Genomic DNA, 13152 nt, shown 5'->3' with positions numbered 1-13152 from the left:
CATGGACGACGCCAAGCTCGACGCCCTGGGGCAGACGATCGTGAGCGCGCTTCCGGGCGCGGCGACAGGTTATCAGGTGGCCTTCAACCAGCTCACGGTTGATGTCGAGGCCAGCAAGATCGTCGAGGTGGTCAAGTACCTCCGCGACGATCCGAATTGCCGTTTCGTCAACTTCACCGATATCACCGCCGCAGACTATCCGTCGCGCGAAAAACGCTTCGACGTGATCTATCACTTCCTGTCACCGACGCTGAACACGCGCATCCGCCTCAAGGCCCAGGCCGACGAGACCACGCAGGTGCCGTCGCTGATCGAGGTGTTCCCCGGTGCCGACTGGTTCGAGCGCGAGGCCTACGACCTCTACGGCGTGTTCTTCGTCGGTCATCCCGACATGCGCCGCATCCTCACCGATTACGGTTTCGAGGGGCACCCGCTGCGCAAGGATTTTCCGCTGACCGGCTTCCTGGAGGTCCGTTACGACGACCAGGAGAAGCGGGTGGTGTACGAGCCTGTCAGGCTCAACCAGGAATTCCGCAAGTTCGACTTTTTGTCTCCGTGGGAAGGCGCCGACTATCCGGTCCTTCCGGGCGATGAAAAAGCAGGGCCGAAGGCTTGATCATGAACGAGCAACCCGAACAGCTTCGCAACTTTACGATCAACTTCGGACCGCAGCATCCGGCGGCACATGGCGTTCTTCGTCTCGTGCTTGAATTGGATGGTGAGGTCGTTGCGCGCGTCGACCCGCACATTGGTCTCTTGCACCGCGGCACCGAGAAGCTGATCGAGCAGAAGACCTATCTGCAGGCGATCCCTTATTTCGATCGGCTCGACTACGTCGCGCCGATGAACCAGGAGCACGCCTTCTGCCTCGCCGCCGAAAGGCTGCTGGGCATCGAGGTGCCGCGCCGCGGCCAGCTGATCCGCGTGCTCTATTGCGAGATCGGCCGCATCCTCTCACACCTTCTCAACGTCACCACGCAGGCGATGGACGTCGGCGCCCTGACCCCGCCGCTGTGGGGATTTGAAGAGCGCGAGAAGCTGATGGTGTTCTACGAGCGCGCCTCGGGGAGCCGTATGCACGCGGCCTTCTTCCGCGTCGGCGGCGTGCATCAGGACCTGCCGCAGAAGCTGGTCGACGACATCGAGGCCTGGTGCGATCCGTTCCTGAAGGTCGTGGACGACCTCGACCGGTTGCTCACCGCCAATCGCATCTTCAAGCAGCGCAACGTCGACATCGGCGTGGTGCCGCTGAAGGAAGCCTGGGAGTGGGGTTTTTCGGGCGTGATGGTGCGCGGTTCGGGCGCGGCTTGGGACCTGCGCAAGTCGCAGCCTTATGAATGCTACGCCGAGATGGATTTCGACATTCCGATCGGCAAGAACGGCGACTGCTACGACCGCTATCTGATCCGCATGGAAGAGATGCGCCAGTCCGTGCGCATCATGAAGCAGTGCATTCAGAAGCTGAACGCAGCCGATGGCAAGGGCCCCGTCGTCGTCGCCGACAACAAGGTCGCGCCGCCGCGCCGCGGCGAGATGAAGCGGTCGATGGAAGCGCTGATCCACCACTTCAAGCTTTACACCGAAGGCGTTCACGTGCCGGAAGGCGAGATCTACGCCGCGGTCGAGGCGCCCAAGGGTGAGTTCGGCGTCTATCTGATCTCCGACGGCACCAACAAGCCCTACAAGTGCAAGATCCGCGCGCCGGGTTTTGCGCATCTGCAGGCGATGGACCACATCTGCCGCGGCCATCTGCTCGCCGACGTCTCGGCGATTCTCGGCTCGCTCGACATCGTGTTCGGAGAGGTCGATCGGTGATGGCGCAGGCGCCAATCCAGTTTGACCGTGCCTCGGGGGCCCTTGAAGGGGCCAACCTGTGGGAGCGGACGGCTGCCTTGGCGCTGGTGACGGGATCGAAGATCTCGTCGCATTTCTCGCATATGGGCTACATCGCCTGCGCGAATTTGCTGCGGAAGACGCTGCCCGAGCGCAACATCGCGATCAAGCTCAACCCGGACGCCGTGTTCGAATTCCCCTACGGCGACGGCTATTGGAGCAAGCTGCTCAACCGCTCTTATTGCTACGAGGACGAGCTGGAGCTGCTGTTCTCGGACTCCATCGACGTTGACTACACCTTGCTCGATTGCGGCGCCAATTACGGCTATTGGTCGGTGCTGGTGTCGAGCAAGCCGTTCGGTTCCCACAAATCGATCGCGATCGAGCCGTCAGGCCAGAACTATCCGAAGCTTGCCAACAACGCCCGCGTCAACGGCAACCGCTTCGAGACCATGAAATGCGCGATCGGCGCCGCCCGAGGCACCGCGCGCCTGTCAGGCACCAAGCACGAGGCCTTCAGCATCGCCGGCGCTCCGGCGGATGGTGGCGAGGAAGTGCCCGTTCTCGCGCTGGATAACCTCATCGACGACGGCAAGGTCCCCGCATCAGGCAAGTACCTGATCAAGCTCGACGTCGAGGGCGTCGAGATCGAGGCGATCAAGGGCGGCGCCCGGCTGCTCGAGACCGACAGCGTGATCATATGCGAGGAGCACGGCAGCGACCGCTCTCATGCGGTGTCGCGCTACATCCTCGAACAGACCCCGATGAAGCTGATCGTGCTCGACCCGCGCACCAACCGGCTGGAGACCGTGACCGAGCTGTCGATCCTCGACCGCATCAAGGTCTCGACCCACGTCGGCTACAACGTTTTCGGCACCGCAAGCGCGTTCTGGCAGGACAGGATCAATGCCCTGAACGCCAAAACCGCGCGCCGTATGCAGTGAGAGATAAGACATGTCCGTTCGCCGATTAGCACCGAAGGAAGTCCAGCCCGCGAGCTTTACGTTCACGGAGGAGAACCTCGCATTCGCCAAGCAGCAGATCGCGAAATATCCGGCCGGGCGCCAGGCCTCGGCGGTCATCGCCATTCTCTGGCGGGTCCAGGAACAGCACGAGGGCTGGGTGTCGGAAGCCGCGATCCGCGCGGTCGCCGACCTGCTCGAGATGCCCTATATCCGCGTGCTCGAGGTCGCGACCTTCTACACGATGTTCCAGCTCGCACCGGTCGGCAAGAAGGCCCACGTCCAGGTCTGCGGCACCACGCCGTGCCGCCTGCGCGGTGCCGAAGAGCTGATCCATGTCTGCGAGAGCCGGATCCATCACGATCCGTTCCATCTCTCCAAGGACGGCAATTTCAGCTGGGAAGAGGTGGAGTGCCTGGGCGCCTGCGTGAACGCACCGATGGTGCTGATCGGCAAGGACACTTATGAGGACCTGACCACGGAAAGCTTCGGCAAGGTGCTCGACGGTTTTGCCTCGGGCAATCCGCCCAAGCCCGGTCCGCAGAACGGTCGCCAGTTCTCCGCGCCGATGGGCGGGCCGACCACGCTGAAGGAGACCTCATGATGGGCGATCTCCCCACAATTGGAGGGAACGAGGCCGTGAACAAATGGGGCTTCGTCGCCATGCATGCCGCGCTCGCGGCCGGCTTCATGTTCCTGCTGCAGCGCTTCGTGATGAACGCGACGCAGGAAACCAGTCTGCTCTGGGCGCTGACCTTCGCCGTCTGCGCCGCCGGGCTTGCTTACAAGCAAGCCAACCGTTGATCGGAAAGCACTGACATGCTCGAGGACAAGGACCGCATCTTCAAGAACCTCTACGGCCTCCATGATTGGGGTCTGGAGGGCGCGCGGCGCCGCGGCGCCTGGGATGGTACCAAGACTATCATCGACAAGGGCCGCGACTGGATCATCAACGAGATGAAGGCGTCAGGCCTGCGCGGCCGTGGCGGCGCCGGCTTCCCGACCGGTCTGAAGTGGTCCTTCATGCCCAAGGAGTCCACCGACGGTCGTCCCAGCTATCTCGTCGTCAACGCCGACGAGTCCGAGCCCGGCACCTGCAAGGATCGCGAGATCATGCGGCACGATCCGCACCTCCTGATCGAGGGCTGCCTGATCGCGAGCTGCGCGATGGGCGCGCACACCTGCTACATCTATGTCCGCGGCGAGTTCATCAGGGAGCGCGAGCACCTTCAGGCTGCGATCGACCAGGCCTATGACGCCAAGCTCGTCGGCAAGGACAACGTCAACGGCTGGCCGTTCGACATCTACGTCGCGCACGGCGCCGGCGCCTATATCTGCGGCGAAGAGACCGCGCTGCTCGAAAGCCTCGAAGGGAAGAAAGGCCAGCCGCGCCTGAAGCCGCCGTTCCCGGCCAATGTCGGCCTGTTCGGCTGCCCGACCACCGTGAACAACGTCGAGTCCATCGCGGTTGCTCCGGACATTCTGCGCCGTGGCGCCGCCTGGTTCGCCGGCATCGGCCGTCCGAACAATGTCGGCACGAAACTCTTCTGCATTTCTGGCCATGTCGAACGTCCCTGCAACGTCGAAGAGGCCATGGGCATTCCGTTCCGTGAGCTGATCGAGAAGCATTGCGGCGGCATCCGCGGCGGCTGGGACAACCTCAAGGCCGTGATCCCCGGCGGCTCGTCGGTGCGCATGGTGCCGGCCGAGCAGATCATCGACACGCCAATGGATTTCGACTCTTTGAGCAAGCTGCGCTCGGGCCTCGGCACGGCGGCCGTCATCGTGATGGACAAGTCGACCGATTTGATCCGCTCGATCGCCCGCATCTCCTATTTCTACAAGCATGAGAGCTGCGGCCAGTGCACGCCGTGCCGCGAGGGCACCGGCTGGATGTGGCGCGTCTTGACCCGTATGGCGGAAGGTCGAGCGCATAAGCGCGAAATCGACATGCTGCTCGAGGTGACAAAACAGGTCGAAGGCCACACCATCTGCGCGCTCGGCGACGCAGCTGCCTGGCCGATCCAGGGCCTGATCGCACACTTCCGTCATGAGATCGAAGCGCGCATCGACCAGTATTCGCACAAGGCCGACATTGACGACATCGGCGTCCGCGATCCCGTGAACATGGTCGCGGCGGAGTAAGAGACATGACCAAGCTCATCATCGACGGCAAAGAGATCGATGTTCCGGCCGAGTACACGCTGCTGCAGGCGTGCGAGGCGGCCGGCGCCGAGATTCCGCGCTTCTGCTATCACGAGCGCCTGTCGATCGCCGGCAATTGCCGCATGTGCCTCGTTGAGGTTAAGGGCGGCCCGAAGCCGGTCGCGAGCTGCGCCTGGGGCGTGCGCGACTGCCGTCCGGGCCCGAAGGGCGAGCCGCCGGAGATTTCCACACGTTCGCCGATGGTGAAGAAGGCACGCGAAGGCGTGATGGAATTCCTTCTGATCAACCATCCGCTGGACTGCCCGATCTGCGACCAGGGCGGCGAGTGCGATCTTCAGGATCAGGCGATGGGCTATGGTGTCGACACCAGCCGCTTCGCCGAGAACAAGCGCGCGGTCGAGGACAAGTACCTCGGCGCGCTGGTCAAGACCTCGATGAACCGCTGCATCCAGTGCACACGCTGCGTCCGCTTCTCTGCGGAAGTCGCTGGCGCCCCTGAAATGGGTGCGACCGGTCGCGGCGAGGACATGGAGATCACGACCTATCTCGAGCACGCGCTGACCTCGGAACTGCAGGGCAACCTCGTCGACATCTGCCCCGTCGGCGCGCTGACCTCGAAGCCCTATGCGTTCGCGGCGCGTCCGTGGGAGCTCGGCAAGACCCAGTCGATCGACGTCATGGACGGCGTCGGATCTGCGATCCGCGTCGACACCCGCGGCCGCGAGGTCATGCGCGTGCTGCCGCGCATCAACGAGGCCGTGAACGAGGAGTGGATCTCCGACAAGACCCGCCACATCGTCGACGGCCTGCGCACCCAGCGTCTCGACCGGCCCTATATCCGCGAAGCCGGCAAGCTGCGCGCGGCGAGCTGGCCGGAAGCCTTTGCGGCGATCGCCTCCAAGGCGGCGCGCACCGACGGCAAGCGCATCGGCGCGATCGCGGGCGATCTTTCCGGCGTGGAAGAGATGTTCGCCGTGAAGGATCTGCTGGCAAAATTCGGCTCGGCCAATCTGGCGGTGCAGGGCGGCGACGCCTTCGATCCCGCGCTCGGCCGTGGCTCCTACATCTTCAATCCGACGCTGGCAGGCGTGGAGCAGGCGGATGCGCTGCTCATCGTCGGTGCCAATCCGCGGAAAGAGGCGGCCGTGTTCAACGCCCGTATCCGCAAGCGCTGGCGCGCCGGCGGCTTCAAGGTCGGCGTGATCGGTGCCAACGTTGATCTGACCTACGATTATGACCATCTCGGCGCTGGCACCGAGACGCTCAGTGAGCTCGCGTCCGGCAAGCATTCCTTCATGGACGTGCTGAAGGGCGCCAAGAATCCGATCATCCTGGTTGGCGCGGGCGCGACGTCGCGTCACGATGGCGCTGCCATTCTGGCCGCTAGCGCCAAGCTCGCGCTCGACGTCGGTGCGGTGAAGGACGGTTGGAACGGCTTTGGCGTGCTGCACGAGACCGCCTCGCGCGTCGGTGCGCTCGACATCGGGTTTGTGGCCGGCGCGGGTGGCCTGAACGCCGCCCAGATGACGACGTTTGGCACGCTCGACCTCTTGTTCCTGCTCGGCGCCGACGAGATCAAGGCGCCGGACGGCACCTTCGTCGTCTATATCGGCACCCATGGTGATCGCGGCGCGCACCGCGCCGACGTCATCCTGCCGGCGGCCGCCTATACCGAGAAGTCCGCGATCTTCGTCAACACAGAAGGCCGCGTGCAAATGACCGGTCGTGCCGCGTTCCCGCCGGGCGAGGCCCGCGAGGACTGGGCGATCATCCGCGCGCTCTCGGAAGCGCTCGGCAAGAAGCTCGGTTACGACTCGCTTGCCGCGCTGCGCCAGGCGCTCTTCAAGGCCGTGCCGCACCTGATCCGTCTCGACCAGGTCGAGGCCGGCTCCGCCGACCAGATCAAGAAGCTGGCGGGGAAGGGCGGTTCGCCCGAGAAGGCGCCGTTCAAGGCTGCCGTCGAGGACTTCTATTTGACCAACCCAATCGCGCGGGCGTCCGCCGTGATGGCGGAATGCTCGCGGCTTGCCTCCGGGCAGATGCTGACCGCAGCGGAGTGAGCTAGATGGAATTCTTCGAAAGCGCATTCTGGACCGGCTTCCTCTGGCCGCTGATCATCATGATCGCGGAAAGTGTGCTGGTGCTCGTCGTCCTCTTGGTCGCGATCGCCTACATCCTGCTCGCCGACCGCAAGATCTGGGCGGCGGTGCAGATCCGCCGTGGCCCGAACGTGGTTGGGCCCTGGGGCTTGTTCCAGTCCTTCGCCGACCTGCTCAAGTTCGTGCTGAAGGAGCCGATCATTCCGGCCGGCGCCAACAAGGGCGTTTTCCTTCTTGCTCCCTTGGTATCTTGCGTGCTCGCGCTCGCGGCCTGGGCGGTGATCCCGACCAATCTCGGCTGGGTGATCTCCGACATCAATGTCGGCATCCTCTTCATCTTCGCGATCTCGTCGCTGTCGATCTACGGCATCATCATGGCCGGCTGGTCGTCGAACTCAAAATATCCGTTTCTGGCCGCGCTGCGCTCGGCGGCGCAGATGGTGTCCTATGAAGTCTCGATCGGCTTCGTCATCATCACGGTGCTGCTCTGCGCCGGCACGCTGAACCTCTCGGCCGTGGTCGAGGCCCAGCATGTCCGCGGTCTCGCCAGCCTGATCGGCCTGCCGCAGCTCACGATCCTGAACTGGTACGTCTGGCCGCTGTTCCCGATGTTCGTGGTGTTCTACGTCTCGGCGCTGGCGGAGACCAACCGTCCGCCCTTCGACCTCGTCGAAGCGGAATCAGAGCTCGTCGCCGGCTTCATGGTCGAGTACGGCTCGACGCCGTATCTGCTTTTCATGCTCGGCGAATATGTCGCGATCGTCACGATGTGCGCGATGGCGACCATCCTGTTCCTTGGAGGCTGGCTGCCGCCGGTAGACCTGCCGCCCTTCAACTGGGTGCCGGGGATCATCTGGTTCTCGCTGAAACTGTTCTTCATGTTCTTCCTGTTCGCGATGGCAAAGGCGATCGTGCCGCGCTACCGCTACGACCAACTGATGCGCCTCGGCTGGAAGGTGTTCCTGCCGCTGTCGCTGGCGATGGTGGTCGTGGTGGCCGGCGTGCTCCAGTTCGCCGGCATCGCGCCGAAGTGAGGGCCGTCATGGGTATCAACATCAACGCCACTGCACGCTCGCTCCTGCTGTCGGAATTCGTCTCGGCGTTCTTCCTCGCCATGCGCTATTTCTTCCAGCCGAAGCCGACGCTGAACTACCCGTTCGAGAAGGGCCCGATCTCGCCGCGCTTTCGCGGTGAGCATGCGCTGCGCCGCTATCCCAACGGCGAAGAGCGCTGCATCGCCTGCAAGCTGTGCGAAGCGGTGTGCCCGGCCCAGGCCATCACCATCGAGGCCGGCCCGCGCCGCAACGACGGCACCCGCCGCACCGTGCGCTACGACATCGACATGGTGAAGTGCATCTATTGCGGCCTATGCCAGGAAGCCTGTCCGGTCGATGCCATCGTCGAAGGTCCGAACTTCGAGTTCGCGACCGAGACCCGCGAGGAACTGTTCTATGACAAGGCCAAGCTGCTCGCCAACGGCGACCGCTGGGAACGCGAGATCGCCAAAGCGATCGAGCTCGACGCGCCTTACCGGTGAGATGAGAACATGATCCTTCCCGCGCTGTTCTTCTATCTCTTCGCCGGCGTCTGCGTCGCCTCGGCGGTGATGGTGATTGTCTCGCGCAATCCCGTTCACTCCGTGCTGTACCTGATCCTGGCCTTCGTCAACGCCTCCGGCCTGTTCGTGCTGATGGGCGCCGAATTCCTCGGCATGATGCTGATCGTCGTCTATGTCGGCGCGGTCGCGGTGCTGTTCCTGTTCGTCATCATGATGCTCGATGTCGACTTCGTCGAGCTGCGGGAAGGCTTTATCCAGTACCTGCCGGTGGGTGTCGTGATCGGCGGCATCTTCCTGTTCGAGCTGCTTTTGACGGTCGGCGCCTGGGTCATCAACCCCGGCGTCAGCAAGACCATCACGGCGCCGATCCCGGCCAACGTGTCGAACACCGAGGCGTTGGGTCTGGTGCTCTATACGAAGTACATCCACTACTTCCAGCTCTCGGGCATGGTGCTGCTGGTTGCCATGATCGGCGCCATCGTGCTGACGCTGCGCCACAAGGCGAGCGTGAAGCGGCAGGACATCAACGTTCAGAACGCGCGTACGCCCGACATGGCGATGGCGATGCGCAAGGTGGCGCCGGGGCAGGGGCTTTCGGATGCGGATGCTGCGGAGTGGGTGAAATGACGATCGGGCTCGGACATTACCTGGCGGTCGGCGCGATCCTGTTCACGCTCGGGATCCTCGGCATCTTCCTGAACCGCAAGAACATCATCGTCATCCTGATGTCGATCGAGCTGATCCTGCTCTCGGTCAACATCAACCTGGTGGCATTCTCGACCTTCCTCGGCGACATCGTCGGTCAGGTCTTCGCGCTGCTGGTGTTGACCGTTGCGGCCGCTGAAGCCGCGATCGGTCTCGCTATCCTGGTGGTCTATTTCCGCAACCGCGGCTCGATCGCGGTTGAGGACGTCAATCTGATGAAGGGTTAACCCGGCTATGGTCCAGGCAATTGTCTTTCTGCCGCTGCTGGGCGCCATTCTGGCCGGCCTGATCGCGCTCGTCGGCGCGCATGGCCGCAACCCCTCGGGCGACGAGGTCGAGCATCACGGCGATCACGGTCACGGCGATGCGCATGCCTCGGACGCCCATGGTCACGACGATCACGCCCATGACGATCACGGCCACGGCCCGGTCGAGCCGGCGGCCGCGGGCTCGCGCGGCGCCGAGCTGATCACCACCGCGCTGCTGTTCGTGGCGGCGGCGCTGTCCTGGATGACGCTTGTCGATGTCGGCTTCATGCATCATGAAGCAGCCCAAATTCAGCTGCTGCCCTGGATCTTCTCCGGCGACCTCCAGGTCTGGTGGGCCCTGCGCGTTGATACGCTCACCGCCGTGATGCTTGTTGTGGTGACCACCGTGTCCTCGCTCGTGCACCTCTATTCCATCGGCTACATGGACGAGGATCCGTACCGGCCGCGCTTCTTCGGCTATCTCTCGCTGTTCACCTTCGCCATGCTGATGCTGGTGACGGCGGATAACCTCGTGCAGATGTTCTTCGGCTGGGAAGGCGTCGGTCTGGCGAGCTACCTCTTGATCGGCTTCTGGTACCAGAAACCCACGGCGAACGCGGCCGCCATCAAGGCCTTCGTGGTCAACCGCGTCGGCGATTTCGGCTTTGCGCTCGGCATTTTCTCGATCTTCATGCTGACGAACTCGACCGATTTCGAGACCATCTTCCACGCAGCGCCGGGCCTGACCGGCAAGACCATCGACTTCCTTGGCTGGCATGCCGACGCGCTGACCTTGACCTGTCTGCTGCTGTTCATGGGCGCGATGGGCAAGTCGGCGCAGTTCCTGCTGCACACCTGGTTGCCGGACGCGATGGAAGGTCCGACCCCTGTGTCGGCGCTGATCCACGCCGCGACCATGGTCACCGCCGGCGTGTTCATGGTGGCGCGTCTGTCGCCGCTGTTCGAACTCGCCCCGAACGCGCAGGCCGTCGTGATGTTCTTCGGCGCCACCACCGCGTTCTTTGCGGCGACCATCGGCCTCGTCCAGAACGACATCAAGCGCATCGTCGCCTACTCGACCTGTTCGCAGCTCGGCTACATGTTCGTGGCGATGGGAGCGGGGGCCTATTCGGTCGGCATGTTCCACCTGTTCACGCACGCCTTCTTCAAGGCGTTGCTGTTCCTAGGCTCCGGCTCGGTGATCTACGCGATGCACCACGAGCAGGACATCCGCAACATGGGCGGCCTGTGGCGCAAGATCCCGTACACGTTCGCGGTGATGACCGTCGGTACGCTGGCGCTGACCGGCTTCCCGCTGTTTGCCGGATACTTCTCCAAGGACGCGATCATCGAAGCCGCCTATGCCTCGCATAATCCGTTCTCGACCTATGCCTATCTGCTCACGATCGTGGCGGCCGGCCTGACCTCGTTCTATTCTTGGCGTCTGGTGTTCAAGACCTTCTTCGGCGAGCCGCATGACCAGGAGCACTATGAGGCCGCGCACGAGAGCCCGATCTGGATGCTGATCCCGATCGGTGTTCTGGCAATTGGCTCGTTGGCGGCTGGCCTGCCGTTCAAGGAGTACTTCGCCAGTCCTCATGGCGTGGAAGAATTCTTCCGCGAGTCCGTGAAGATGAATCCGCATATCCTCGAGGATATGGAGCACATGCCGCCTTTGTTGGGCTGGCTGCCCTTCGTGATGATGGTTGGCGGCTTCCTGGTGTCCTACACCTTCTACATCCGCAAGCCGTACCTTCCGGTCGAGCTCGCGGACACGCAGCCGATGCTCTACAAGTTCCTGCTCAACAAATGGTACTTCGACGAGCTCTACGACCTCATCTTCGTCCGTCCGGCGAAGTGGATCGGCTACCAGCTCTGGAAGAAGGGCGACGGCTTCATCATCGACGGCTTCGGCCCCGACGGCGTCTCGGCGCGCGTGCTAGATGTCACTCGCAACGTCGTGAAGATCCAGACCGGCTATCTCTATCACTACGCATTCGCCATGCTGATCGGCGCCGCCGGCCTGATCACCTGGTTCATGTTCGGCTTTGGAGGCCAGTAAATGACAACCTGGCCCATCCTTTCGGTCACGACGTTCCTGCCGCTGGTCGGCGCCCTGATCGTTTACCTGAGCCGTGGCGATGACGAGGCGGCCAGGCGCAATTCGCGCTGGATCGCGCTGTGGACCACGCTGATCACCTTCGCGGTGTCGGTGCTGCTGGTCATGCGCTTCGACCCTGCGAACGCCGACTTCCAGTTCGTCGAGAAGTCGGCCTGGCTCGCCACCGGCATCACCTATCACATGGGCGTCGACGGCATCTCGCTGCCGCTGGTGATCCTGACCACCGCGATCATGCCGTTCTGCATTATCGCGAGCTGGAAGGCGATTACGAACCGCGTCCGCGAATACATGATGGCGTTCCTGATCCTGGAAACGCTGATGATCGGCACCTTCTCGGCGCTCGATCTCGTGCTGTTCTATCTGTTCTTCGAGGGCGGCCTGATCCCGATGTTCCTGATCATCGGCGTCTGGGGCGGCCCGCGCCGGGTCTACGCGTCGTTCAAGTTCTTCCTCTACACGCTGCTCGGTTCGGTCCTGATGCTGCTCGCCATCATGGCGCTGTACTGGAACGGCGGCACCACCGACATCCCGGCCCTGATGCACACCGCCGTGCCGCGGTCGTTGCAGACCTGGGCGTGGCTGGCCTTCTTCGCCTCCTTCGCGGTGAAGATGCCGATGTGGCCGGTGCACACCTGGTTGCCCGACGCGCACGTCGAGGCGCCGACCGCGGGCTCCGTGGTCCTTGCCGCGATTCTGCTGAAGATGGGCGGCTACGGCTTCCTGCGCTTCTCGCTGCCGATGTTCCCGCTGGCCTCGCATGACTTCGCGCCGCTGATCTTCACCCTGTCCGCGATTGCCATCATCTACACCTCGCTGGTGGCCTTGATGCAGGAGGACATGAAGAAGCTGATCGCGTACTCGTCGGTCGCGCATATGGGCTTCGTCACCATGGGCATCTTCGCCGGCACCATGCAGGGCGTCGCAGGCGGCGTGTTCCAGATGATCTCGCACGGCATCGTCTCCGGCGCGCTGTTCCTTTGCGTCGGCGTCGTCTACGACCGCCTGCACACCCGCGAGATCGCGGCCTATGGCGGCCTCGTCAACCGGATGCCGCTTTACGCGCTCACCTTCATGGTCTTCACCATGGCCAATGTCGGTCTGCCCGGCACATCAGGCTTCGTCGGCGAGTTCATGACGCTGCTCGGCACCTTCAAGGTCTCGATCCCGACCGCGTTCTTCGCCACGACGGGCGTGATCCTCTCGGCGGCTTACGCTCTGTGGCTCTACCGCAAGGTCGTGTTCGGGGCGCTGGTCAAGCCGACGCTGATGAGCATGAAGGATCTCACCTTGCGCGAATGCGTGACGCTGTTCCCGCTGATCGCGCTGACGATCCTGTTCGGCGTCTATCCGAAGCCGGTGCTCGACATGTCGGCCGCCTCGGTCCAGCAACTCGTCAATAACTACAACACCGCTGTGACGGCCGTGAAGGCCGCCGCACTGCTCCAGTGATCGGGCAGGT

At 63.3% G+C, this 13152-nt stretch carries 13 protein-coding genes; all 13 read left to right on the top strand.

The annotated features are described in order from the left end of the window. The first annotated feature begins 1 nt into the window (after position 1). The 13 genes from M2427_RS08685 to M2427_RS08625 are packed head-to-tail and all read left to right on the top strand — an operon-like array spanning position 2 to position 13142. Positions 2-616, top strand: a complete 615-nt coding sequence (locus M2427_RS08685) for an NADH-quinone oxidoreductase subunit C (protein ID WP_280705832.1) — start codon at positions 2-4, stop codon at positions 614-616. A gap of 2 nt (positions 617-618) precedes the next feature. Beyond that, positions 619-1815 carry an NADH-quinone oxidoreductase subunit D gene (locus M2427_RS08680; protein WP_280705831.1) on the top strand — a complete coding sequence of 399 codons (1197 nt, stop codon included), beginning with the start codon at positions 619-621 and terminating at the stop codon, positions 1813-1815. Further along, entirely contained in the window at positions 1815-2777 is a 963-nt protein-coding gene (locus M2427_RS08675) for an FkbM family methyltransferase (RefSeq protein ID WP_280705830.1), read from the top strand. Before M2427_RS08680 ends, M2427_RS08675 begins: the two co-directional genes overlap by 1 nt. A gap of 10 nt (positions 2778-2787) precedes the next feature. Next, positions 2788-3399 (top strand): NADH-quinone oxidoreductase subunit NuoE, encoded by a 612-nt coding sequence (gene nuoE / locus M2427_RS08670; protein ID WP_280705829.1) that lies wholly within the window; start codon positions 2788-2790, stop codon positions 3397-3399. Then, positions 3399-3599: a hypothetical protein gene (locus tag M2427_RS08665; RefSeq protein ID WP_280706035.1), complete on the top strand. Its 201-nt coding sequence runs from the start codon at positions 3399-3401 to the stop codon at positions 3597-3599. Before nuoE ends, M2427_RS08665 begins: the two co-directional genes overlap by 1 nt. Before the next feature lie 15 nt (positions 3600-3614). Continuing rightward, a complete protein-coding gene (nuoF, locus tag M2427_RS08660) occupies positions 3615-4940 on the top strand; it encodes an NADH-quinone oxidoreductase subunit NuoF (protein WP_280705828.1) in 1326 nt (441 codons plus the stop codon). Between the two features lie 5 nt (positions 4941-4945). Next, positions 4946-7021, top strand: a complete 2076-nt coding sequence (gene nuoG / locus M2427_RS08655) for an NADH-quinone oxidoreductase subunit NuoG (protein ID WP_280705827.1) — start codon at positions 4946-4948, stop codon at positions 7019-7021. A gap of 5 nt (positions 7022-7026) precedes the next feature. After that, positions 7027-8094 (top strand): NADH-quinone oxidoreductase subunit NuoH, encoded by a 1068-nt coding sequence (gene nuoH, locus M2427_RS08650; protein WP_128961317.1) that lies wholly within the window; start codon positions 7027-7029, stop codon positions 8092-8094. A 14-nt stretch (positions 8095-8108) separates the two neighbouring features. Beyond that, on the top strand, positions 8109-8597 hold the full coding sequence (nuoI, locus tag M2427_RS08645) for an NADH-quinone oxidoreductase subunit NuoI (protein ID WP_026232873.1): 489 nt from the start codon (positions 8109-8111) through the stop codon (positions 8595-8597). Positions 8598-8606: 9 nt separating this feature from the next. Then, positions 8607-9245, top strand: coding sequence for an NADH-quinone oxidoreductase subunit J (locus M2427_RS08640; protein WP_280705826.1), 639 nt, complete (start codon positions 8607-8609; stop codon positions 9243-9245). Further along, on the top strand, positions 9242-9550 hold the full coding sequence (nuoK, locus tag M2427_RS08635) for an NADH-quinone oxidoreductase subunit NuoK (RefSeq protein WP_008547737.1): 309 nt from the start codon (positions 9242-9244) through the stop codon (positions 9548-9550). Before M2427_RS08640 ends, nuoK begins: the two co-directional genes overlap by 4 nt. Before the next feature lie 7 nt (positions 9551-9557). Further along, positions 9558-11633: an NADH-quinone oxidoreductase subunit L gene (gene nuoL, locus M2427_RS08630; RefSeq protein WP_280705824.1), complete on the top strand. Its 2076-nt coding sequence runs from the start codon at positions 9558-9560 to the stop codon at positions 11631-11633. Further along, the gene (locus M2427_RS08625; protein WP_280705823.1) at positions 11634-13142 is read left to right on the top strand and encodes an NADH-quinone oxidoreductase subunit M; all 1509 of its coding nucleotides are present in this window, start codon (positions 11634-11636) and stop codon (positions 13140-13142) included. Positions 13143-13152: the final 10 nt, after the last annotated feature.

This window comes from Bradyrhizobium sp. BR13661 (genome assembly GCF_029892425.1).
Lineage (GTDB): Bacteria > Pseudomonadota > Alphaproteobacteria > Rhizobiales > Xanthobacteraceae > Bradyrhizobium.
The sequence above is the reverse complement of the archived record's forward strand: the minus strand, read 5'-3'. Positions and strand labels throughout refer to the sequence as shown.